The organism is Prevotella fusca JCM 17724 (genome assembly GCF_001262015.1).
In the GTDB taxonomy this organism is placed as follows: domain Bacteria; phylum Bacteroidota; class Bacteroidia; order Bacteroidales; family Bacteroidaceae; genus Prevotella; species Prevotella fusca.
Genome location: NZ_CP012074.1, coordinates 637756 through 661479, shown reverse-complemented (window position 1 = coordinate 661479; position 23724 = coordinate 637756). Strand labels below are relative to the sequence as shown.

Here is a 23724-nt window from a genome sequence, read left to right as displayed (position 1 = left end):
TCCTTTTTCCTAAAAAATAAACAAAAAGACAAATGGCAAACAAACCTTCCATTCCAAAGGGAACACGTGACTTCGGTCCTGAGGAGATGGCAAAAAGAAATTACATATTCGATACTATCAAACGTGTCTATGCGCTCTATGGTTTTCAGCAGATTGAAACCCCTGCGATGGAAACTTTGCAGACGCTCATGGGCAAGTATGGTGAAGAAGGTGACAAACTTCTCTTCAAAATCTTGAACTCGGGAGATTACCTGAAGTCTGTCAGCGATGACGAACTCAAGGAGCGTAATACGCTCAAAATGCAGACTAAACTCTGTGAAAAGGGCTTGCGTTACGACCTTACTGTGCCCTTTGCCCGCTATGTGGTGATGCACCGTGAGGAGTTGCAGTTACCTTTCAAACGTTATCAGATCCAGCCAGTATGGCGTGCTGACCGTCCACAGAAGGGGCGTTATCGTGAGTTTTATCAGTGTGATGCCGACGTGGTTGGTTCGGACTCATTACTGAATGAGGTAGAACTGATGCAGATAATTGATACCATCTTCACCGAGTTTGGTATACGTGTACAGATAAAGATTAACAACAGAAAGATTCTCACAGGTATTGCAGAGGTGATTGGCGAGAAGGATAAGATTGTTGACATCACCGTTGCTATTGACAAACTTGACAAGATAGGGCTTGACAATGTAAACGAAGAGTTACGTGGAAACGGTATCTCTGATGAAGCAATAGAAAAGTTACAGCCAATCATTAAGTTAGAAGGAACCAATGAAGAAAAACTTGATGTTATTGCAGAGGTTCTGAAGGAGAGTGAAACAGGGCTGAAGGGTGTTGAAGAAACCCGTTTTATCCTTGATACATTGAAGAACTCAGGACTGAAGAATGAGATACAACTTGACCTTACCTTGGCACGTGGACTGAACTATTACACTGGTGCCATCTTTGAGGTTAAGGCACTTGATGTACAGATTGGCTCAATTACTGGTGGTGGACGCTATGACAATCTCACCGGTATCTTTGGCATGCCGGGTATCTCCGGTGTTGGTATCAGCTTCGGTGCTGACCGTATCTATGATGTCCTTAACACTCTCGACCTCTATCCAAAAGAGAGCGTACAGGGTACACAGCTTCTCTTCATCAACTTTGGTGAGAAGGAAACAGCCTACTGTCTGCCAATAGTTGCAGCCGCACGAAAGGCTGGCATCCGTACAGAAATCTTCCCTGACAAGGCGAAGATGAAGAAGCAGATGAGCTATGCCAACGCAAAAAACATAGGTTTCGTTGCTCTTGCAGGCGAAACAGAAATGCAGGAAGGCAAGATTACACTGAAGAATATGTCTACTGGTGAACAAGAACTTGTTTCACCAGAGGAAATGATAAATAGAATTTAGAAGTATTGTCCCCTCCCTTGTCAAGGAGAGGGGACTCCTCTATACCCCGTAGGATTATATCAGTACGCTGACATAATAGAAGTCCATACAGGCTAATTAGTGCAGTAAGGATTTTAAGAGAAAACAAAACTACTACCCTATCCTCTTTTCACACATTCTATATAGAATATGCACCAGCATTGTAAACTGTAAATGGATAAAAAAGTCAACAGAACCAATTGTGTTTGCAAATATAAATCATAATATTAAGTTAACAAAAGATTAATACCCTATAAATGGTTCTTCCGTTAAATGCATCGACGCCTACGCATATAATGGATATAGCCTCAAAGTGAAGTGTACTTCATTTCTAAATCCATATCATTGTGACAATAGACCTTTTATCTATATCTGCAACTGTTCGCCTGTTCGCTTTTCCTTGTGAGATACGAAAGAAATGCATTTGAAATATCTTGACAATCGTGCGGCTATCAGGCTCAAAAAGAAGTACAAAAATGACGGGTTTCAGCAACGTTGTAACCTGCAGTGAATCAAAGACTTGCACAACCGTGTTTCAAAAGGGCGTTAGTTAGGGTTCAAAAGGGCGTTAACAAGACCTCAAAAGGGCGTCTTCTCAAAGCCAATTGGGCATCTTTTCAAAGCCAGAAGAGCATCAATTCGATTTCACGATTTGAAATATTTGAACAAAAATGCTGTTAGGGTCACTACAAAGATGCATAATGACAGCTTTTAAACAAGCATAATGATGGGTATCCACACATTTAACGGAAGAAGCCTATTAATCGCACAAGGAATATCTTAACTTATAAAATAGGATGATGAAAAGAATGCTTATACTTTGCCTTGCATTATTAGGCTGGATATATTCTGCCTTTGGTCAGGCTACATTTAAGATTGATGGCTTCTCCAAACAATATTATGGTAAGGTTTATTTCTCTGATACAACAGAAATAACTTCTGAAGGCTGGGTCGAAGTGTATGACCGAGTCACAGAAAAGAAACTTATCCATGTCGATGCCGATGAACTGTCGTTCAACCTTCATGATGGAGAGTTAAAGGCAGACATAGCAGAGATTCCTTATGGAGAACACAGTGTGTTACTCTATAAAGACTATAATTTTGACGGCAAGAAAGACTTTGCGATTATGGATGGATTCAATAGCTGCTATCATGGACCCTCCTTTCAGATCTATCTGGCTTCAAAGAATGGCTTTGTATATAGTGATAGTTTCACGAGGTTAGCTCAAGATTATTGTGGGATGTTTAGTGTCGACCATGAAAACGAAATAATATCTACAATGGTGAAAAGCGGTTGCTGTTGGCACCAGTTCTCCAACTATATTGTAAAGAATAATGAGCCAAAACTTATAAGTTCATACACTGTTGACGGCCAGAATGACCCTATCTATATTGAAAGAACTAAAGAATGGGATGGCAAAAAGATGGTTGAGACGGTTTCAACTTCCATTGAACTTGAAAGTGAAAATATCAAAGAGTATTTCAAGTTTCATGTGGATAAAGTAAACAAAGACATTATACTTTACTACAATATCAATGACCGTATGCTCTATTATGCTATTACAAATGATAAAGGTAATGTGGAATTATACTACCCTGTCGATTCTCCTTACAAGTCACCCGACTTCAGATACGATAAGACAAACGGTAAAGTGAGCTTCAAGAACAAGGATGCGTACTATACCATTTACGATAAAGCAGGCAATATTGGCATTGACATTACTTTCAAGGGAAAAACGCATCACTGGAAAGGTAATTCCAAAAGTCGCCGGGGGAGTATAGGAAAGCTGTTAAAGGCTAAACTTGACAATGTCGTATATCGCTAAACAACAACTTGACTACATCTTGTACCTTTTCAGAACAGTACTTCTGCTTTTGTCACAGACGCATTTAAGAGTAATTTGTTCGGATATATCCTCAGAAGTGGCCAAGCCTGTTCGTATGTTATCATTGAATGTTTGCCAGCTTTTTGAAAATTATTTAGCGAATAAAGATATTACCAACGCCCGACAACTAATTTACCAACACTTGGCAATATGGTTCTCGGGCGTTACGATTATCTATCCACATTATTCTGTCACATGGAATCAGTCAGATGTGCCAAAGAACAACCCCTTTAATAGCAGCAAGAAGAGGGGGTTACATTTGGTAATCTTTTGCCAGTCCACCCGCACTTGTCTCCTTATAGAGCGACGGAATGTCGTGTCCCGTCTGTTTCATCACCTCGACAACACGGTCGAATGAAACACGGTGACTGCCATCACTGAACGACGCATAAAGCTGAGCATCCAAAGCACGGCAGGCTGCAAAGGCATTGCGCTCAATACAGGGAATCTGTACCAAACCGCAGACAGGGTCACAGGTCATGCCCAAGTGGTGCTCCAGTCCCATCTCTGCAGCATATTCAATCTGGGAAGGACTGCCGCCAAACAGCTGGCAGGAAGCGGCTGATGCCATTGCACAAGCCACGCCAACCTCTCCCTGGCAGCCTACCTCTGCGCCAGAGATAGATGCGTTGTACTTCACGATGTTGCCAAAGAGACCAGCCGTTGCAAGTGCATGCAATATCTTTGTTTCAGAGAATTCGTGTCCTTTTGACAGATGATAGAGAACAGCAGGCATAACGCCACAGGCACCACATGTAGGTGCAGTGACTATCGTACCACCCGACGCATTCTCCTCACTGACCGCCAAGGCATATGAATAAACCATTCCACGACTCTGCAACGAAGGCTTATATCCACGTGCCTTAATATAATAGGTGGGAGCTTTTCGTGCCAGATTCAACGGACCGGGCAATGCTCCCTCACTGTCAAGACCACGCTCTACAGCAGCTTGCATAGTATGCCATACCTCACGGAGATAATCCCAAAAGTCATCATCCTCACACTGTTTCACATATTCCCAGTAGCCCCGTCCATGGTGTTCACACCAAGACTGGATGTCCCTGAGCGTGTGCATGTCGTAGACTGTGGGCTGATGAAAAAAATCATCTTTAGCCTTCCCTTCTGACAGGGCACCGCCGCCAACACTATAGACAGTCCATTCGTCTACCAGTTCCTGGCTGCCGCTATAGGCTTGAAACATCATACCATTGGGATGGTAAGGCAGAAAAACATCTGGTTCCCATTTAATTTCTACTGGTGCTACCTGTTTCAAAACGTCTATGATGGCTTTGTCTGTCATGTGTCCCTTGCCTGTTGCAGCCAGACTGCCAAACAGTGTAACATCAAACCGTGCTGCCTCTGGATGACGTTCAGCAAAGATGATAGCTGCACGCTGTGGTCCCATCGTATGACTGCTCGATGGACCTTTGCCGATTCTAAATATCTCTCTTAATGATTCCATATATGGTTTGTCCCAAATACTTCTTAATACAATTATGCTGCAAAATTACGAAAAAAAACGGCAATGGTGCAGAGAAACAACTCATAAATTATCGGATAAGATTTTTTGAACATCTAAAGATCGTATTTTTATTACGTAAACTGTCAGTGTTCTTATCCGCAAGAGCACTTTGTCAGTAGATAGTTAGTTGAATTCCTGACTCTTTCTTTTATACTTCCTACACCAGGCTATCATAAAAATCAATGCTTGCCAAGAAAAGATAATTTGGCATCTAAGGTAAGAATATACCGAAGTAAAAGCGTCACTTGATATATGCTCTACAATTTCTTTTCATGAAGAAAAATAATTATTGTCATGAAAAGAAATAATTATTATCATGAAAAGAAATATTTTTTTTCATGAAGAAAATTCAGAAAACACATTGACATACCCACATCATTCCTCTTCTTTCACCTTTATTTGCATAGTATAAGTGTTTCATGTTGGCTATTTTTCGTATCTTTGCAGCATTCAATTATATGATAGGAATGAAACAGATAATCGTCGTTTTATCGCTTCTTTCATTGCTGGCAACAGCCTGTACAGACAAGAAAAGCACTGAAGAACCATCTTCGGAAGTCATTGATACGATTCCGACATTGGTGACGCAGGTGCAGCTATGCTCCCGTCTTTACACCACAGAATATCAAATTCACAAGATTATCACACACGATGACAAGATGAAAGTGTCCGGCTCGTTCATGAAACATGAATTCAGCGTGAACCTGCCGTTGGGTGACCGGCGCATTGCAATTCCAATGAATGCTACCTTGAAGGCATATATTGATATGTCTGATTTCAGCGAGAAGAACATTCAAAAACAAGGAAAAAGACTTGCCGTCACTCTACCCGACCCTAAAATCATACTTACATCTACGAAGATTGACCATAAAGAGGTGAAGCAATATGTGGCACTGACAAGACATAACTTTACGGATGCCGAGCTGACAAGTTATGAAGCACAGGGCAGGAAACAGATAATAGCTTCGATCCCACAGATGGGAATTATCGAACGGGCACAAGAAAGTGCTGCCCGGCAACTTGTCCCAATCTTTACAGCTATGGGATACAACGAAGCAGACATAACAATATCCTTTCGTAAGAAGTTTACAATTAAGGATTTAGGACAGGTGGTTGAAGTAAACAAAAAGGATTGACAATGGAGAAGGAAACACCTGAAAATATCATTATAAAGAATCAGAAGAAAGGTGAAAAGACGGAAAAGAAAGGTCTTTTTAAACGTATCTTGTCATTTCGCAAGAGCCGTATGCTCACGCTTTTCATTCTTGCCTGTCTGGGCACGGGGCTATTCCTATGGCTTAATTCATCCAATGAGATAAGTATAGAAGCCGACCAGCGTATTGACATTACACCCACACAGATACGACAGATACAAGACATCGGGCAATGGGAGTTCCTTTCTATCAATAATGAAGAACTCATTGACACGATAAGCCGTGGTTTCTTTTCTGATGCTGAACTTGTCCGCATCTATTATGGGACTGTGCGTTTAGGCATTAATCTTCATAAAGCCAAACCACATTGGATTCGTGTTGAGAACGACAGTGTCATTGTCGCAAAACTGCCACCTATAGAGTTGCTTGACACTAACTTTATAGATGAGGCTAAGTCGCGCTCATTTTTCGAGAAAGGAAACTGGTCTGCTGCTGACCGGGAGCAACTTTACAACCGTGCTTACAAGAAGATGCTTGCCCGTTGTATGACAGCTGCAAACATCAAGACAGCTGAAGAGAATGCCAGACAGCAGTTCACGCAGTTCCTGAAAGCAATGGGATATAAGAATGTAGAGGTGACGATTACTCCAAGGTAAGACTGTGTATTGCCTCTTTCATGTCTTCTGCAAACCTTGAGTGTGTCAGCAGGAAGTCTTCTTTTCCTGCAGCAAGCCTTGCATAGAGGTCGGGATTCATAGTTTCCACATACGAACTGATGGCATATTCAATGTCGTCTTTCTGCTGTTCGCAGTTCGAAAAGGCATAAACCTGATATTTCTGATGAAAGAAGCAATAGGCTGCTTCGATACTGTCTTTTGTTATCATTTTCTAAAGATTGGAAATAATATACCCTTCTTTGTACAAGGGTTAGGTGTTGATAGAGAAGTATTTCCACAGGGGAGCAACCATCAATGCCTGAATGAAATCGCCACGAAGGAGCATTTGTTTTACTTCTTCTTTGGGATAGAGTAACACCTCAATATCCTCTGTATCATCAAGGTGCTGCCTGCTCGTCTTCTTCACACCGTGAGCATAGAAACAATGACAGAGATTGTCCATAGTACTTGGATTGGGAGAAATTGTCATTATCTCCTGCCATACACCGCCTGTATATCCCGTTTCTTCTTCCAGTTCGCGTTGTGCAGCCTGTAGTGGGGTTTCTCCTTCTTCCATCACCCCAGCACATATTTCTGTAGAAACAACGCCAAGTCCATGCCTGTACTGACGCTCTAAAATGATATTTCCGTCTTCTGTCTCGGCGATAACGTTTATCCATGTTGGGTACGAAAGTACATAATACTCATCATACACCTTTCCATTGGGCAGCTGGACAGTGTCGCGCCGTGCCTTCAGCCAGGGGCGGTTAATAAGCTGTTCGGAAGAGAGCGTATTCCATTTCATCTCTTCATCACTGCGTTGCTTTTTATTATCCATAACACAATAAACTGTTGATTTTGATAACGCAAAGTTATTATTTTCCTTTTTAATAAGCAAATAAATGTCCTTTTTGTGATTCATCCAAGCTCAATATCAAATTTCAAAATACATGACCAATCCTTAGAAAACACTTTTGAAGAATCTTAGCCGTCAACAAACAACTCTTGCTTTCTTCTTGTAATGTGCATGACAGGCTGTGCAACTGAATGAGAAAGTAAAAAGACACGAGAACCTGACTACGTTCATTAGATAAAGCCTCCAGCAAGGATTGTTTGAAGAGAGCCATATATAAAGCAAAGGATTATAATAAGTAAAAAAGGCAGGAGTCAAATATATTGTCAATAGATATAAGGAGAGCTGGCAGTGTTCTCTTCTAAGAATGCCAATTTCGGCAAAGGAAAGATGATGGCTTCACTTCTTTTTATTCCTTTAGTCCTATGACTTCTGATAGATGTAATCTTGATAGAATATAAATATTTCTTATTTATTGACAATTATCTCAGAATTAATTTATATATTTGTAACCGAGGAAACAGGGGATTGCCGCAACCTCTATCACTCATCATCAAAGGCATGCCCTGCGGCAGTGGCTTGCCCTATGGAGGACATAACTATGAAGCGTAAACCGAAGATGCACAATGAGCATGAGTTTGACATTGATAACATCTATCAGGAAGATGAGCGTCAACTCGACATTATGGACGACCGTCCCTTTGACATAACGTATAAATAAAAACAATGAGGCTGCAACATAGAACACGCTGTTCTGTAAGAACGCAAGATAAATATCTATGTTACAGCCTTGATGTCAGTTGTAAATCTGACTAAAAATCTTGTTGTAAGATAATGCTATTTACTTTTGTACATTGCTGTCAGAGGTAAACATGGAATTTGTTGTATGATTTTTCGCTGCATACAGCAAGCAGTTATTATTCTTCAGTTCATCAATAAAGAAACACTTTGCAAAGAAGAGAAACGATAGCAATGCTCTAATTATTGTTAATTAGCATAGAATTATCGCACATTATTATGTTGCATAACATTAATTTTTAGTAACTTTGCACCTGATTATGCCGTAATGGGCTCAGAACAAGTGCTGGAAAGATGCTCAGCCGCCCAACGGTACAAACCCGTTTACAATATTAAAATGTACGCAATTGTAGAAATTAACGGTCAGCAGTTCAAGGCTGAGGAGGGCAAAAAGCTCTTCGTAAACCACATCAAGGATGCGGAAGAAGGCAAGGCTGTTGAGTTTGACAAGGTTCTGTTGGTTGACAACAACGGAGCAGTCACAGTAGGCGCACCAACTGTTGAGGGCGCAAAGGTAGTAGCCGAGGTTGTAGCTCCTCTCGTAAAGGGCGACAAGGTAATCGTCTTCAAGATGAAACGTCGCAAGGACTACAGAAAGAAGAACGGTCATCGTACCCACTTCACTCAGGTAGAAATTAAATCAATTAACGCTTAAAAAGGAGGACTTAAGAATGGCACATAAAAAAGGTGTAGGTAGTTCTAAGAACGGTCGCGAATCAGCTTCAAAGCGTTTAGGTGTTAAGATCTGGGGTGGTCAGAAGATCGTTGCTGGTAACATCATTGTTCGTCAGCGCGGCAACAAGCACTTCCCAGGCGAGAACGTTGCACAGGGTAAGGACGACACATTGTATGCACTTGCAGACGGTGTTGTTTACTTCCACAAGGGCAAGTACAACAAGAGTACTGTTTCAGTCCTTTCTGAGGAAGTTTACGCTGCTAAGACTGTAAAGCCAGAAGCATAAAGCGAAACAAACAAAACAACTATTCCAAACAAACAACATAATCCCGGTTTCCTTTTGGAGCCGGGATTCATGCGTTTATAAAGGCTATCCTATCCATAAACTTGCAAGTACAAACAGAAGAAGACAAAGAAACCAATTGGATTTAATGGATGGACAAAGCCAAATCAATAGGAGAAAGATAGGGATCAGTCGTAAGATGTAGCAATCCTAAAAAGATAAGGTTGCACAAGAGATTTCTTATAAGAAGGATGAATAGAAGAGCGAAAGGAAAATAAAATTCTACATCAGTTATCAAACAGTCAGATTTCTATTTAATAATCTATTGACACCATATCAGTTCATTAGAGAATTCTTAAAGCATAACATCACAAATGATAGACAACAAATTCTCACAGATTCTGTTTGTATAAAGAAATATTGTTGTCCGATAAAACCTAAACTGTATACTCTCTCATGCAGAATCTCTTACAAACAAACAGGTAATGTCGTATTGTCACGAGAAAGTAAGTCCCCTCATCAAGTATGTTTTGTTTACTTTTGGTAGTATGACTTTTTTCTGACAGCAAGCTACTTACATGTTGACTTTATACCGCATGGTGTTTGGCTCTCAACACCATTGGTGCTTACCACTAACACCACACGTGCTTACCACCAGCACCATTGGTGCTTACCATCAATACCATGCGTGATGAGCAACAACACATTGGTAGGGAGTGGGAAGAAAGATTCTTCACTGTCATTATATTGTATATAGTAAGACACTGATGAGTAAAATATACAGAAAGTTCTTATCATGCAGCACTAATAAAGAAAGTGTCTGGTCAAATCAGGAAAAGTCAACATTCTTCATCATTTATTATTACCAAGCCTTGGTAATGATGCTGCCACTGGCTGACGATCATTCAAAAAATCCCTTCTTGATTATACAGCAGTTAGCCCTACTCCCATATCTTTGCAGCAAGTTTGACGAATTCAACCTTACCATCTATGTAATCTGCAAAGTATTCTGCAGCAGGCATACCGTCAGGAAGATTGCATGACCCGCATCCTCCACAGGATGGTGCCTTACAATGAAAACGCTCCTGTATGAACTCAAGTCGCTCTTCACGGTCAGAATATTCAATTTGTGGTGCTAACATAAACCTGATACTTAAATAATTTGTTATCAACTAAATTATAATAATGATTTTCAATAAAGATCATTTCATCCACAAGGAGCAACATCGGGCTCTCATTTAAAAAGGGATTGCCTTTAGCGAGACAATCCCTTGTTTTATTCTGTCAACCACATAATGTGGTGAGAGATACTTACTTCAGCTTAGTATAGCCGTACTTTGCGCAAGCACCGAGTTCCTCCTCAATACGGATAAGCTGGTTGTACTTAGCCATACGGTCTGTACGAGACATAGAACCAGTCTTAATCTGACCAGAGTTTGTTGCAACTGCAATGTCAGAGATGGTTGTATCTTCTGTCTCGCCTGAACGGTGAGAAGTAACAGATGTGTAGCCGTGACGGTGAGCCATCTCGATAGCTTCGAGAGTCTCAGTCAATGAACCAATCTGGTTAACCTTGATAAGGATAGAGTTTGCAGCACCCATCTTGATACCCTTCTCGAGGAACTTAACGTTAGTAACGAACAAGTCATCACCAACGAGCTGGCAACGGTCACCGATAGTAGATGTCAGCTTAACCCAGTTCTCCCAGTCGTTCTCATCGAGACCATCCTCGATAGAGTCGATAGGATACTTAGTGATAAGCTCCTCAAGGTAAGCAATCTGCTCGTCAGCAGTGAGCTTCTTACCGTTAGGATCCTTAGGCATACCGTTCTTCAACTGACGGTAGTCATAGAACCACTTGCCATCCTCGCATACAGCGAACTCTGAAGCAGCACAGTCCATAGCAATCTTAACATCCTTGCCTGGCTCGTAACCTGCGTCCTTGATAGACTGAATGATTGAATCAAGTGCATCCTCGATACCATCAAACTTAGGAGCGAAACCACCCTCATCACCTACTGCGGTAGAGAGACCGCGCTTCTTCAGAAGTTTAGCAAGTGCGTGGAATACCTCAGCACCCATGCGGATAGCTTCCTTCTCTGTTGCAGCACCTACCGGACGAATCATGAACTCCTGGAAAGCGATAGGAGCGTCAGAGTGAGCACCACCGTTGATGATGTTCATCATAGGAACTGGGAGGGTGTAAGTGTTAGAACCACCGATGTAGCGATACAAAGGAATGTTCAGAGCCTTGGCAGCAGTCTGAGCTACAGCCAAAGAAACACCGAGGATAGCGTTAGCACCGAGCTTGCTCTTGGTTGGAGTACCATCGAGCTCAAGCATCTTGTAGTCGATTGCACGCTGGTTCAGCACGCAGTCACCCTTCAATGCAGGAGCGATAACGTTGTTTACGTTCTCAACAGCCTTGAGGACACCCTTACCCAAGAAACGGTTCTTGTCACCATCACGAAGCTCCAGAGCCTCGTTCTCACCGGTAGATGCACCAGATGGAACGCTTGCACGACCCATTACACCATTTTCGAGAGTTACCTCTACTTCAACTGTTGGATTGCCACGTGAGTCAAGAATCTCGCGAGCATGTACTTTTTCAATCTTCATAACTTATATGTTTATTAAAAATCAGTTATATTTTATCTTTCGTTTCTCCTTGCAAAGTTAATAAAAAAACTTGTAATCCTCTCCTAACAACACGTTATATTTATTATTTTGACAAAATTAACGTTTACTCAACGACAACAAATGAAACACCTTGCGCAGTCTGTATATCTGTAAAAAGAACCTGTTTAATATGCTTAGCCACCTGAATCAAAATGTTTCTCATAATCTACCATGATACAAAATTAAATGAAAAAAGGTTCAAAGATTAACGTATAAATCCTGCTGTGGAATATTTTTCTTACCTTTGCATCTGTGGAAGACAACATAATCCACAAAACAGAGGAAGAGAAGAACAAGAATAAAAGAGCAGGAACAAGCATAACCCCCTACTCCTTCAACTTCATAACTTCCTGTCCTCTACCCGAAACCATCTAAAGAAAAGTATGATAGTTTGTATAGCAGAGAAACCCAGCGTTGCTAAAGATATAGCCCGAATCCTTGGAGCAAACAAGCCTTGTAACGGTTACATGGAGGGCAACAACTACCAGGTTACATGGACTTTCGGCCACCTTTGTGAGTTGAAGGAACCTAATGATTACTTCACCAACTGGAAGTATTGGAGTCTGGCTGCACTGCCGATGATACCACCGCGGTTTGGAATCAAGCTCATTGAGGACGAAGGCATCAAGAAGCAGTTTGCTGTCATTGAGAAGCTCTATCATTCTGCTGAGATGATTATCAACTGTGGTGACGCCGGCCAGGAAGGTGAATTGATTCAGCGTTGGGTGATGCAGAAAGCCGGTGTGAAGTGTCCGGTGAAGCGGTTGTGGATATCATCCATGACCGACGAGGCTATCCGTGAAGGCTTTGCCAATCTGAAAGAACAGGAACAATATCAACCGCTTTACCTTGCAGGACTTTCCCGTGCCATTGGCGACTGGCTGCTGGGAATGAACGCCACACGCCTTTATACCTTGAAATATGGCAACAACAGCTATGGCAGAGGACAGGTCTTGTCTATTGGTCGTGTACAGACACCAACCCTGGCACTCATCGTACGGCGCCAGAAAGAGATTGACAACTTCAAGCCAGAACCGTATTGGGTGCTGGCTACGGTCTATCGTGACACACAATTCACGGCAACAAAGGGTAAATTCACATCCAAGGAAGAGGGCGAAAAAGCTTTCTCTACGATTGAAGGAAAGCCTTTCACCATTATAAGTATAACCAAGAAGAAAGGGGCGGAACAGCCCAAGCAGCTTTATGACCTCACCTCACTGCAGGTGGATTGCAACCGCAAGTTCGGTTTCTCTGCCGAGATGACGCTCAATACAATTCAGACACTCTACGAGCGTAAGCTCACTACATATCCACGTGTTGACACACAGTTTCTCTCGGATGACATCTATCCGAAGTGTCCACAGATAATGAACGGACTCTTTCAGGTTGCCTTTGCCGGTAAAAAGCCCTATGCTGACATCGTGAAGACTTTAGGCGGCAAGCCATTGCCCAAGACAAAACGTGTTTTCGACTCTTCGAAGGTGACCGACCACCATGCTATCATTCCGACAGGTGTTCTGCCACAAGGACTGACAGATGCCGAACAGAAAGTCTATGACCTCATTGCCCGCCGATTCATCGCTGCGTTCTATCCCGATTGTAAATTCTCTACAACAACAGTATTGGGCAAGGTAGATGAGATTGAATTCAAGGTGTCAGGAAAGGAAATATTGGATTTAGGGTGGAGAGTCTGCCTCACTCCCGATTCCTCTCAGAGTGGAGAGGGAAGTGAACACCGTGATAACTCTGGTGACAAGCAGACTCTTACGCAAGATGAACACCAAACAGAACATCCCACTCCCCTATCCAGTCAGAAAGGAGGCGAGGGAGAGGCACTCCTACCAACTTTCACTAAAGGGGAATCAGGTCCGCACACTCCTACCCTCACTGAAAAGCAGACAACCCCTCCGAAGCACTATACAGAGGCTTCACTGCTCCGTGCGATGGAAACAGCGGGCAAACTTGTCGAAGACGAGACTTTGCGTGCTGCAATGAAGGAGAACGGTATCGGACGCCCGTCATCACGTGCAGGAATCATCGAGACACTCTTCAAACGTCACTATATCCGTCGTAAACGGAAGAACATAGAAGCTACTGAGACAGGTATTGCCCTCATTGATACAATTCACGAGAAACTCCTTACATCAGCTGAGCTGACGGGTATATGGGAGAAAAAACTCCGTGATATTGAAGCCAGAAAATACGATGCTGCACAATTCATTAACGAATTGAAGGAGCAGCTTGCCAATATTGTCAATGATGTGTTGGCTGACAATTCTAACCGAAAGATTGGTCAGACGGAGGGACACGAGGGGAAATGACCTGGCATTGTTTAATGTACTCCAGTTGTTAAACAGCTTTGTCAGGCAGGAAAACATGCCTCTTCCATCTGTAGACGATTCACAAAAATGGATACACAAGCCACATTGCTGCAAATTATTTACATGAAAAAAAGAAATTATTTACGTGAAAAGAAATATTTTTCTTCATGAAAATAAATATTTCTTTTCACGTAAATAATTTTGTTTCAACGGTCTGCTATGGTGTTAACAGCCAGCAACAGTTAGTCTTCCGTCTTAATATTTGTACTTAGTCAAGCGGTATTTTCAATATATGAAACGCTGTCTTCTGCGTGTTTTGGATTCAAAGCAAGAGATATAACCATGCAGATTAAAGCCCCTCGGAGACATTGACTTGCTAAAAATCCCCGTGTTTTATTATAATTTCTCTTTTGTCTTTATGCTGTTTTGATTAATATTATTATCTTTGCACCGGTTATTTCGAAATAAAATGTCTCTGCTTATCTGATACTGATTGGCAGACTGTAAATTCTAATCGTATAAATGAAACAATTCAGACTGGTGGACAACATCGTCGGATGGGTTGCATTCCTGATTGCAGCATTCGTCTATTGTTCCACAATTGAACCGACAGCCAGCTTCTGGGACTGTCCCGAATTCATTACAACAGGCTACAAACTGGAGATTGGACACCCCCCGGGGGCACCATTCTTCATGCTTACAGCTAATCTCTTCTCACATTTTGCAAGCGACCCGACAGAGGTTGCACGCATGGTCAACACAATGAGCGCATTGCTTTCTGCAACGTGTATCATGTTCCTTTTCTGGACCATTACCCACCTTTCACGTCGCCTGATTGTCCGTGACGGTGAAGCTCCTTCACTTGCAAAGACCATTGCTATCGAAGGCGCAGGTCTTGTCGGTGCGCTGATTTATACTTTCAGCGACACATTCTGGTTCTCTGCCGTTGAAGGTGAGGTATATGCCTATTCTTCAGCCTTTACAGCTGTTGTATTCTGGCTTATCTTGAAGTGGGAAGACAGTGCTGACAAGCCACACTCCGACCGTTGGTTGGTGCTGATTACCTATATGACGGGTCTGTCTATCGGAGTGCACCTGCTCAATCTCCTTTGTATTCCAGCCATCGTACTGGTTTATTATTATAAGAAGGTGCCAGATGCCAATCTGAAAGGTTCGCTCTTTGCACTTCTTCTTTCAGTGATTCTCGTAGCAGCCGTTCTTTATGGTGTCGTTCCAGGCATTATCACTGTAGGTGGATGGTTCGAGCTGTTCTTTACGAATACGCTTGGCATGCCGTTCAACACGGGTACTATTATATATATAGCGTTACTCATCGCTTCTTTTGCCTGGGCTATCTATGAAACCTATCAGGACAAGAGTACTTACCGTCAGAACATTGCGTTCCTGGCAGCATTGGCACTGATAGGTATTCCTTTCTATGGCTATGGCTGGACAGCGTTCTTCACGGGTATTGTCGTGCTTGCCCTTGTTTATGTACTGCTCCAGTGGCAGCGTCCTTTCAACAGCGAGGGCAAGAAACAGCGTGTGGCACTCATCTCTTCACGTGTGAAGAATACGGCATTGCTGTGTATGCTGATGTTGATTATCGGCTATTCTTCATACGCAGTAATCGTTATCCGTTCAACGGCTAACCCTCCGATGGACCAGAACTCACCAGAGGACATCTTTACTTTAGGCAGTTATCTGAGCCGTGACCAGTATGGTGACCGCCCATTGCTCTACGGACAGGCTTACTCAAGCCAGCCTGCTGTAGCAGAGGATGGTATGCACTATAAGTTTAAAGAAGGTGCACCAATCTATGAACGTAAGGAGAAGGCTTCCAAGGATGAGAAGGATTCTTACTTCCTCGTTCGTCATAAGGCAACACAGGTGTTTGAACAGAATATGGTCTTTCCACGTATGCATGACCCAGGTCATGCTGCCCAATATGAACAATGGATGGGTGGTGTCACTGGTCATGATGTTGACGGTGTGAAGATGCCTACACAATGGGAAAACATCAAGTTCTTCCTTTCTTACCAGTGTAACTTCATGTATTGGCGTTACTTCATGTGGAACTTTGCAGGTCGTCAGAACGATATTCAGGGTAACGGCGAGCCAGAGCATGGCAACTGGATTACAGGTATCTCGTTCATTGACAATGCACTCTATGGCGACCAGAACTTGATGCCTGATGACTTGAAGGCTAACAAGGGGCATAACGTATTCTACTGTCTGCCGTTATTGCTCGGTCTGCTTGGTCTCTTCTGGCAGGCTTGGCGTGGAAAGCGTGGTATCCAGCAGTTCTGGGTGGTATTCTTCCTGTTCTTCATGACAGGTCTGGCAATCGTTATCTATCTGAACCAGACTCCAAGTCAGCCTCGTGAGCGTGATTATGCCTATGCTGGTTCGTTCTACGCATACGCAATATGGTGTGGATTGGGCGTATTGGCACTCTATGACTGGGCACGTAAGCTGAAGGTTGCACCTGTGCTTTCAGCATCAGTCATTTCACTTGCCTGCCTGCTTGTGCCTATTCAGATGGCATCACAGACATGGGATGACCATGACCGTTCGGGTCGTTACACCTGTCGTGACTTTGGTCAGAACTACCTTAACTCACTACAACAGAAGGGTAATCCGATCATCTTTACCAATGGTGACAATGATACCTTCCCGCTTTGGTATAACCAGGAGGTTGAGGGGGTACGCACGGATACACGTGTCTGTAACCTTTCTTACCTGCAGACTGACTGGTACATTGACCAGATGCGACGTCCTGCTTACAACTCACCAAGTGTACCTATCTCATGGTCACGCCTGGATTATGTAAGTGGTACGAATGAATATATACAGATAGCACCAGAGTTCAAGGAGCAGATTCGTGAGTTCTACACGCAGGATCCAGCTACAGCAAAGGCACAATTCGGTGACGAACCATTTGAATTGAAGAACATTCTCAAGTACTGGGTACGCTCAAAGGATGCAGAGACTCATGTCATCCCTACCGATACCATTTACATGACTATCGACAAGGAGGCTGTCCGCCGCAGTGGTATGATGCGTCCGGGAGACTCTATTCCTGACCGTATGGTTATCTCTTTGGCAGGAAAGCAGGCACTGTACAAGAATGATTTGATGATGCTTGAAATGATTGCTAACTGCAACTGGACACGCCCTCTCTATGTAGCAATCACGGTTGGTTCAGATAACTTCATGAACTTAGGCGAGAACTTCATCCAGGAAGGTCTGGTAAATCGTATCACTCCGTTCTCAACAGCGGGTGAAACAAATACAAATGGCATCAATATGCGTAACTTCGATACTGAGAAGACATACGATGTAATGATGAACCGCTTCAAGTGGGGCGGTCTCAGCAAGCCAGGACTCTATATTGATGAGACATTGTCTCGTATGTGTTACACGCACCGCCGCGAGATGGCTGACCTTGCGCTCCACCTCATCGAGAAAGGTGAGAAGGCTAAGGCATTGAAGGTGTTGCAGAAAGTTGAGAAGGAAGTACCAGCCTACAATGTTCCTGTCAGCTATATGAGTGGCTCGGCTGACATGGCTCGTGCATACGCATTGCTGGGTGAAAAGGCTAAGGCACGTCAGCTCTATGATGAATTGTGGAAGATTTCTCTGCAGTATGCAAACTACTACATGAGCCTTTCTCCACGCTTTTTCAACATGTCTCAAGGTTCATGTAAAATGCACTTCCAGATTATGATGAATCTTGTTAACGACTACGAACGTACTGACCGCACATGGGCTAACAAGCATGCAGCCCAGCTTGACAACCTCTTCAAGAGGTTCCAGAGTCTGAATGGTTCGTTTGATTAAGATTCTTGAAATATTAAAAGAGAAATAATAACTAAAAGCCGGAATCTGGTTGTCCTCAACAGACTGCCATTCTCCGGCTTTTTTCTTCCCTTTGACTTCTGTCTCCATAGTCCGACAGACTCATCGGTTGAACAGGTTATAGAGTATTAAACCAACAATTCACTTTGTTCCCTGTCCTTTGTTGGGAGGGATCAGGAGTTTGATATAATATGTTAATTGAACAACCCGCACGCTGGCTCCGCCTCTTCTATCCACATGCTCTTTGGCGTATGGACAAGAACGATCATTCTGTTTATCTAACATTCGATGACGGTCCGATACCAGAAGCTACCCCTCTCATCCTCGACATACTTGACAAATTCGGGGCAAAGGCTATGTTCTTCATGGTTGCTGACAATGTAAGGAAACATCCGGAACTATACGAAGAGGTCATCCGTCGTGGTCATAAGGTTGGCAACCACACCTACCATCATCTTGGTTCTTTCAGGCATTGGACACTGACCTATGCCGTTGACGTGACTAAGGCTGATGGCCTACTCCACAGTCCTTACTTCCGTCCGCCACATGGATGGCTGCGTCATACAGTTTACTGGTGGGTAAAGCAGAACTATCGTGTTGTAATGTGGGATCTCGTTACACGCGATTACTCCAAGTGGCTGACAGCAGAAGATGTCGTGAACAATGTTAAACGATATACTCGCAACGGTTCTATCATCACTTTCCATGATTCTCTCAAAAGTATTGACAAGCTCCGCACTGCCCTCCCCGAATCATTACAATGGCTCAAGGAACAGGGGTATGCGTTCAAAGTTTTCCCCGATGACCCAGCCGGGACGTATCTTTAAAACTTAACTCCACCTTACCCCATCCTCAAGACAGATAGTATTATCATTCATGTTAGCTGCTATTGCTCAGTATTATTCATCATTACTCTAACGTCCTTTCTTCTTGAAAGGATTTATGTTGTTTTTTCTTTCACCGCTTATGTCACCTGTTGAACAAGCCAAATTGCCTACCCCCAGAGATAGTTATGGACTTGGTAACTCATCGGTTATCAAATCCTTAGCACATTCTCTTGGATTTTTCGCATGCGGTATAGCCAAGGCTGAACCTGTTGACGAAGCCGTAGCGCAGAAATATCGTAAATGGTTGGAGAATGGTGAAGAAGCATCTATGGCATACATGGCTAACTATCTGGAGAAACGCCTTGACCCTCGTCTTCTTGTCCCAGGTGTGCGAAGCATTGTATCCCTCGCTCTTAATTATGCCCCTGCACAACAGTTGCCCGAAGGGGAATACCAGATTGCAGCCTATGCCCTCGGACTGGATTACCATGATTTGATGAAAGTGAAGATGAGAGAGTTGGCAGAAAAGATAGCTGCTAAGTTCCATTCCTTCCAAGAAACAGAGGAAAATCAGCCTTTGAACAGGGAGACAAGAACGAAAGATAACGAGACGAATATCAAAGAATGTGGTAAGAAAGTTCCCCTCTCTCCTCGAGGAGAGAGGGGGTGGGGATGTTTCTGCGATACGGCTCCCGTTCTTGAACGCTACTGGGCACAGAAAGCTGGAATTGGTTGGATAGGACGTAATCATCAGCTTATTATCCCTCATGCCGGTTCAATGTTCTTCTTGGGGGAGATTTTCCTGCCGTTTGAAGTTGATGTGTATGATGAACCGATGGCCAACCGCTGCGGAAGTTGCCACCGTTGTATTGACGCCTGCCCTACCCGAGCGATTATTCCCGGTGAAGATTTTCATGCAGAACGCTGTCTGTCTTATCAGTTGATAGAGAATCGTGGAGAACTGTCTGCAGAAGCCAAGACCGCCATGGGCGACACCATCTATGGCTGTGACCGCTGCCAGACAGCCTGCCCATGGAACCGTTTTGCCACACCCAATACCGAGCCAGCTCTGCAGCCGAAGCCTGAACTGCTCAATATGAGTAAAGAAAAGTGGCATAATCTAACAGTTGAAGATTATCGTCGGTTATTCAAGGGGTCAGCTGTCAAACGTGTAAAATTTGAAGGTCTGAAACGGAACATTACTGTAAAGAAACCATAAGGACAACGCATTGATAGTGTGCCGATTACCTCTCAAAAGGCTTTTGACCATGGATTAGTATCTATACAGCTATCTTATTTCATGTAAGAGAGGTTTGACAGCTCTATTACTAACGTTCGATAGTAACCGGTACAGAGCTTATAATGATATTTTAACCCAAACTGATTATCGGAATATCTTACAATACCAATACTGGGAGTTCATAATGAAAAATGGAGAAAAGCACTTACTTTTGTAATAATAAAATCAATTGTAGAAAATAACACATGGTCTTTTGGCTTTGAAAAGACGCCCAATTGGCTTGCAATAGATGCCCTTTTGAGGTCTAACTGACGCCCTTTTGAAGTCCAATTAAGCACCTTTTCTTGCACTACTTTATAACTAACTGATTTACTGTTGGTTGCAAACTTGCTTTTTATACGTGTTTTAGCCTTTATCTGCAGGTGTTTTATCCGAAATTATGTCATGATTTTTCAATCCCTTGTCTGCGGGTTTCAAAGTATTGACATGAAAAGGTTTTCTGTGTCGGAGGATGATAATAAAGTAGGTAGCCAAGACCGTCTTGGCTATCTATTTGTTTAACACATAACTCCGGTTCATCCGCTAAAGCTATACGAAAAGTGTCCACACATTTAACGGATGAACCACAAATTTTTCGTCCCACATATCAGACAGCAACAAAAGAATACTGCAATTCCGACTCAAAAATATAATGACAGAATTGCCACTGTACCACACAAAAAGTAACATTTGTTCCCACTTCCTTTCTTGGCATTTGGTTTGTACTGCATATTACAACGATAAAATAATATATAACAAACAAATTAAATAGATTAGTACATGGCTAAGTTAGAAAAAGGGATTGTGTTTAACTCCAACAATGCAATTGACTATGCGGAAGGTGGCGTAGTAAGTAAAGAACTGGTACACAGCAAAGCTGGCAGCATCACCTTGTTCAGTTTCGACGCTGGACAGGGACTTTCGGAGCACACAGCACCGTTTGATGCTTTTATCCAGGTCATTGACGGAAAGATGGAACTGACGGTTGAAGGAGTCAAGCATGTAATCAGTGCAGGAGAGAGTTTTGTCATTCCCAGCGGAGCACATCACTCTGTAAATGCACCTGAACGGTTCAAGATGATTATCACGATGATTAGAGAATAAGCATTGAGTTGTCAAGTTGAGGGGTTGACAAGTTGCGTGATAGAACAGCTGCAGAAGTGCCATACTCAGTTAGTTGACAAATTAAAAGCAAACGAGTTGATAAGTTGTTTGACGAGAAGGTTTCAAAGCCTTCAGCTCATCTCAACTTATCAACTCGTTGTTTATATGCCTATAAAAAGATATTGTAATATGTTTGTTTACTTTACAATAGCTTGATAATCCTTCTCAAATGAACGTGGATGGCGACCTATCAGAACTGTGTTAAGCAAACAGTTGGCAACCATTTCCTCACTTGTAAGATCAACTTTCGGGTCTTTCTTCACTTCCTTACCAAGAAGGACTTCCCATGGACCATTGAAATCACGGTCATCAGCACCAAAGAACATTTCATTAGAATCGGGATCCTCCATCAGCTGATAACGGATTTGTTTCTTTGACATCACCGGCTTCAGTTCCAGTAACAAGTTGTAGGCATTGCAGAATTGTGCACGTAGATGGCGACCTTTCGGAAACATAAGTCCAATCTGCGGGTAAATCTCATCAAACTCGTAAGCCTGGAATAACTCTTTTAGCTTCATATATTTATCCTTATAATTTATTGATTTCTAATATATTATATAGTTTACTGCTTTAAAATAGTCAGACTGCAAACAGCCTGTTGTACATGCAAAGTTACATTATTTTTTTGATACACTTGCAAGTTAGAACATTAATTCGTATATTTGCAATGTAACACTAACCAAGGGGCTCATTTGCTGAAAATGCCCCCCATAAACATTTCAATACACATGAGAAGAGATCAAGAAATTTTTGACCTTATTGAGATGGAACACAAACGCCAGCTCAAAGGTATGGAGCTGATTGCATCAGAGAATTTCGTCAGTGACGAAGTAATGCAGGCCATGGGATCTTACCTGACAAACAAGTATGCAGAAGGTTATCCTGGCAAACGCTACTATGGTGGATGTCAGGTTGTTGACCAAGTTGAAACACTTGCTATTGAGCGTGTTAAGCAGCTCTTTGGTGCAGAGTATGCCAACGTGCAGCCACACTCTGGCGCACAGGCTAACCAGGCTGTACTGCTTGCCGTGCTGAAAGCTGGCGACACCTTCATGGGACTTGACCTTGACCAGGGTGGTCACCTCTCTCATGGCAGTGAGGTAAATACATCAGGTATCCTTTATAACCACGTAGGCTATACGCTCAACCGTGAGACTGGACGTGTTGACTATGATGAGATGGAACGTCTTGCACGTGAACACAAACCAAAGCTCATCATTGGTGGAGGTTCGGCTTACAGTCGTGAATGGGACTATAAGCGTATGCGTCAGATTGCTGACGAAGTTGGTGCGTTGCTGATGGTTGACATGGCTCACCCGGCAGGTCTCATTGCAGCTGGTCTGCTTGACAATCCTGTGAAATATGCACACATCGTTACCACTACAACCCATAAGACACTCCGTGGTCCTCGTGGCGGTATTATCCTCATGGGCAAGGACTTCGATAATCCTTGGGGCTTGACAACAAAGAAGGGTGTCGTTAAACCAATGTCTATGCTCTTCAACTCTGCTGTATTCCCAGGAAACCAGGGCGGTCCGTTGGAACATGTCATTGCAGCTAAGGCTGTAGGCTTCGGTGAGAACCTCTTGCCAAGCTGGAAGGAATATGCAATGCAGGTGAAGAAAAACGCTTCGGTCCTTGCACAGGCACTTGTTGACAAGGGCTTCAGTATTGTCAGCGGTGGAACTGACAACCACTCTATGCTGCTCGACCTGCGCCAGAAGTATCCTGACCTTACGGGTAAGGTGGCTGAAACAGCACTTGTTGCAGCTGACATCACAGCCAATAAGAATAAGGTACCATACGATGAGCGTTCAGCTTTCCAGACAAGTGGTCTACGTCTTGGCACAGCAGCCATGACTACCCGTGGTTGCAAGGAAGATATGATGTTGCTCTGTGCTGACCTCATTGACGAGGTTTTGGCTGATCCAGAGAACGAGCAGGTTATCAAGCGTGTACGTGAGAAAGTGAACGAGACAATGAAGGATTACCCTCTCTTCGCTTATTAAAAGCATAATCCATACTGTATCAAAACGATATATGCAAAATAATAACAGAGGTGTGCTGATAATTTGGCACACCTCTGTTCGTGTTATATTCCTCATGAAACAAACCTGACATTATCCATCAGCATAGCACTAACAGACCAAATAAAGTGTATGTTCTAATGTGTTTAGAAGAAAACTATAATGCCCCCTTTGTCTACAATAGCACAATGTTAGTCTTTAACTCAAAGACAAAGTCTGTAAGTTCTTGCAAAACAAACGGCTCATGCCGCTCGCAGAATAATGCTGTTGGGAGTGCATAAGCCATGTATATCAATACTTTTTATGAAACCTTAATGATAAGGAACGTA

Annotated in this window: 18 protein-coding genes; 12 read left to right on the top strand and 6 right to left on the bottom strand. The window is 42.9% G+C overall.

The features are described from left to right. The first annotated feature begins 32 nt into the window (after positions 1–32). Together hisS and ADJ77_RS02645 are read left to right on the top strand one after the other, a co-directional pair. Positions 33–1391 (top strand): histidine--tRNA ligase, encoded by a 1359-nt coding sequence (hisS, locus tag ADJ77_RS02655; RefSeq protein ID WP_025078813.1) that lies wholly within the window; start codon positions 33–35, stop codon positions 1389–1391. 827 nt (positions 1392–2218) lie between these two features. Beyond that, on the top strand, positions 2219–3235 hold the full coding sequence (locus ADJ77_RS02645; protein ID WP_316931909.1) for an XAC2610-related protein: 1017 nt from the start codon (positions 2219–2221) through the stop codon (positions 3233–3235). 313 nt (positions 3236–3548) lie between these two features. On the opposite strand, the gene ADJ77_RS02640 is transcribed toward ADJ77_RS02645, so the two are convergent. Next, positions 3549–4757 (bottom strand): L-serine ammonia-lyase, encoded by a 1209-nt coding sequence (locus tag ADJ77_RS02640; RefSeq protein WP_050695995.1) that lies wholly within the window; start codon positions 4755–4757, stop codon positions 3549–3551. Between the two features lie 527 nt (positions 4758–5284). On the opposite strand from ADJ77_RS02640, the gene ADJ77_RS02635 reads away from it, so the two are divergent. Both ADJ77_RS02635 and ADJ77_RS02630 read left to right on the top strand, forming a co-directional pair. Then, positions 5285–5953, top strand: coding sequence for a DUF4230 domain-containing protein (locus ADJ77_RS02635; RefSeq protein ID WP_025078817.1), 669 nt, complete (start codon positions 5285–5287; stop codon positions 5951–5953). A 2-nt stretch (positions 5954–5955) separates the two neighbouring features. Further along, on the top strand, positions 5956–6627 hold the full coding sequence (locus tag ADJ77_RS02630; RefSeq protein WP_025078818.1) for a DUF4230 domain-containing protein: 672 nt from the start codon (positions 5956–5958) through the stop codon (positions 6625–6627). On the opposite strand, the gene ADJ77_RS02625 is transcribed toward ADJ77_RS02630, so the two are convergent. Both ADJ77_RS02625 and ADJ77_RS02620 read right to left on the bottom strand, forming a co-directional pair. Continuing rightward, a complete protein-coding gene (locus ADJ77_RS02625; RefSeq protein WP_025078819.1) occupies positions 6614–6856 on the bottom strand; it encodes a hypothetical protein in 243 nt (80 codons plus the stop codon). The genes ADJ77_RS02630 and ADJ77_RS02625 overlap by 14 nt on opposite strands. Before the next feature lie 42 nt (positions 6857–6898). Next, the gene (locus ADJ77_RS02620; RefSeq protein WP_025078820.1) at positions 6899–7465 is read right to left on the bottom strand and encodes an NUDIX hydrolase; all 567 of its coding nucleotides are present in this window, start codon (positions 7463–7465) and stop codon (positions 6899–6901) included. Positions 7466–8615: 1150 nt separating this feature from the next. Between ADJ77_RS02620 and rplU the strand changes: the two genes are divergently transcribed. Together rplU and rpmA are read left to right on the top strand one after the other, a co-directional pair. Further along, on the top strand, positions 8616–8933 hold the full coding sequence (gene rplU, locus ADJ77_RS02615) for a 50S ribosomal protein L21 (protein ID WP_050695994.1): 318 nt from the start codon (positions 8616–8618) through the stop codon (positions 8931–8933). Between the two features lie 16 nt (positions 8934–8949). Further along, a complete protein-coding gene (gene rpmA, locus ADJ77_RS02610) occupies positions 8950–9240 on the top strand; it encodes a 50S ribosomal protein L27 (RefSeq protein WP_009011165.1) in 291 nt (96 codons plus the stop codon). A 938-nt stretch (positions 9241–10178) separates the two neighbouring features. Here rpmA and ADJ77_RS02605 read toward each other — a convergent pair. Both ADJ77_RS02605 and eno read right to left on the bottom strand, forming a co-directional pair. Further along, a complete protein-coding gene (locus ADJ77_RS02605; RefSeq protein ID WP_025078821.1) occupies positions 10179–10379 on the bottom strand; it encodes a hypothetical protein in 201 nt (66 codons plus the stop codon). 169 nt (positions 10380–10548) lie between these two features. Beyond that, complete coding sequence (gene eno / locus ADJ77_RS02600) at positions 10549–11856, bottom strand: phosphopyruvate hydratase (protein WP_025078822.1); 1308 nt, start codon at positions 11854–11856, stop codon at positions 10549–10551. 443 nt (positions 11857–12299) lie between these two features. Here eno and ADJ77_RS02595 point away from each other — a divergent pair, with 443 nt between their 5' ends. The 5 genes from ADJ77_RS02595 to ADJ77_RS02575 all read left to right on the top strand — a co-directional run bounded on the left by ADJ77_RS02595 (position 12300) and on the right by ADJ77_RS02575 (position 21308). Continuing rightward, the gene (locus tag ADJ77_RS02595) at positions 12300–14237 is read left to right on the top strand and encodes a DNA topoisomerase 3 (RefSeq protein WP_050695993.1); all 1938 of its coding nucleotides are present in this window, start codon (positions 12300–12302) and stop codon (positions 14235–14237) included. 522 nt (positions 14238–14759) lie between these two features. Next, positions 14760–18080 carry a glycosyltransferase family 117 protein gene (locus ADJ77_RS02590; RefSeq protein ID WP_050695992.1) on the top strand — a complete coding sequence of 1107 codons (3321 nt, stop codon included), beginning with the start codon at positions 14760–14762 and terminating at the stop codon, positions 18078–18080. A 209-nt stretch (positions 18081–18289) separates the two neighbouring features. Further along, positions 18290–18925, top strand: a complete 636-nt coding sequence (locus ADJ77_RS02585) for a polysaccharide deacetylase family protein (protein WP_025078823.1) — start codon at positions 18290–18292, stop codon at positions 18923–18925. Between the two features lie 139 nt (positions 18926–19064). Next, positions 19065–20144, top strand: a complete 1080-nt coding sequence (gene queG / locus ADJ77_RS02580) for a tRNA epoxyqueuosine(34) reductase QueG (protein WP_025078824.1) — start codon at positions 19065–19067, stop codon at positions 20142–20144. A gap of 840 nt (positions 20145–20984) precedes the next feature. Beyond that, on the top strand, positions 20985–21308 hold the full coding sequence (locus tag ADJ77_RS02575; RefSeq protein ID WP_025078826.1) for a cupin domain-containing protein: 324 nt from the start codon (positions 20985–20987) through the stop codon (positions 21306–21308). Between the two features lie 197 nt (positions 21309–21505). On the opposite strand, the gene ADJ77_RS02570 is transcribed toward ADJ77_RS02575, so the two are convergent. Next, positions 21506–21886 carry a hypothetical protein gene (locus ADJ77_RS02570; protein WP_050695991.1) on the bottom strand — a complete coding sequence of 127 codons (381 nt, stop codon included), beginning with the start codon at positions 21884–21886 and terminating at the stop codon, positions 21506–21508. Positions 21887–22096: 210 nt separating this feature from the next. Here ADJ77_RS02570 and glyA point away from each other — a divergent pair, with 210 nt between their 5' ends. Continuing rightward, on the top strand, positions 22097–23377 hold the full coding sequence (gene glyA / locus ADJ77_RS02565; protein WP_025078827.1) for a serine hydroxymethyltransferase: 1281 nt from the start codon (positions 22097–22099) through the stop codon (positions 23375–23377). The last annotated feature ends 347 nt before the right edge of the window (positions 23378–23724 follow it).

Excerpts from the sequence above, each read along its gene's own strand:
- hisS (WP_025078813.1), top strand. The coding sequence starts at position 33 with ATGGCAAACAAACCTTCCATTCCAAAGGGAACACGTGACTTCGGTCCT.
- ADJ77_RS02645 (WP_316931909.1), top strand. The coding sequence starts at position 2,219 with ATGCTTATACTTTGCCTTGCATTATTAGGCTGGATATATTCTGCCTTT.
- ADJ77_RS02640 (WP_050695995.1), bottom strand. The coding sequence starts at position 4,757 with ATGGAATCATTAAGAGAGATATTTAGAATCGGCAAAGGTCCATCGAGC.
- ADJ77_RS02635 (WP_025078817.1), top strand. The coding sequence starts at position 5,285 with ATGAAACAGATAATCGTCGTTTTATCGCTTCTTTCATTGCTGGCAACA.
- ADJ77_RS02630 (WP_025078818.1), top strand. The coding sequence starts at position 5,956 with ATGGAGAAGGAAACACCTGAAAATATCATTATAAAGAATCAGAAGAAA.
- ADJ77_RS02625 (WP_025078819.1), bottom strand. The coding sequence starts at position 6,856 with ATGATAACAAAAGACAGTATCGAAGCAGCCTATTGCTTCTTTCATCAG.
- ADJ77_RS02620 (WP_025078820.1), bottom strand. The coding sequence starts at position 7,465 with ATGGATAATAAAAAGCAACGCAGTGATGAAGAGATGAAATGGAATACG.
- rplU (WP_050695994.1), top strand. The coding sequence starts at position 8,616 with ATGTACGCAATTGTAGAAATTAACGGTCAGCAGTTCAAGGCTGAGGAG.
- rpmA (WP_009011165.1), top strand. The coding sequence starts at position 8,950 with ATGGCACATAAAAAAGGTGTAGGTAGTTCTAAGAACGGTCGCGAATCA.
- ADJ77_RS02605 (WP_025078821.1), bottom strand. The coding sequence starts at position 10,379 with ATGTTAGCACCACAAATTGAATATTCTGACCGTGAAGAGCGACTTGAG.
- eno (WP_025078822.1), bottom strand. The coding sequence starts at position 11,856 with ATGAAGATTGAAAAAGTACATGCTCGCGAGATTCTTGACTCACGTGGC.
- ADJ77_RS02595 (WP_050695993.1), top strand. The coding sequence starts at position 12,300 with ATGATAGTTTGTATAGCAGAGAAACCCAGCGTTGCTAAAGATATAGCC.
- ADJ77_RS02590 (WP_050695992.1), top strand. The coding sequence starts at position 14,760 with ATGAAACAATTCAGACTGGTGGACAACATCGTCGGATGGGTTGCATTC.
- ADJ77_RS02585 (WP_025078823.1), top strand. The coding sequence starts at position 18,290 with ATGTTAATTGAACAACCCGCACGCTGGCTCCGCCTCTTCTATCCACAT.
- queG (WP_025078824.1), top strand. The coding sequence starts at position 19,065 with ATGTCACCTGTTGAACAAGCCAAATTGCCTACCCCCAGAGATAGTTAT.
- ADJ77_RS02575 (WP_025078826.1), top strand. The coding sequence starts at position 20,985 with ATGGCTAAGTTAGAAAAAGGGATTGTGTTTAACTCCAACAATGCAATT.
- ADJ77_RS02570 (WP_050695991.1), bottom strand. The coding sequence starts at position 21,886 with ATGAAGCTAAAAGAGTTATTCCAGGCTTACGAGTTTGATGAGATTTAC.
- glyA (WP_025078827.1), top strand. The coding sequence starts at position 22,097 with ATGAGAAGAGATCAAGAAATTTTTGACCTTATTGAGATGGAACACAAA.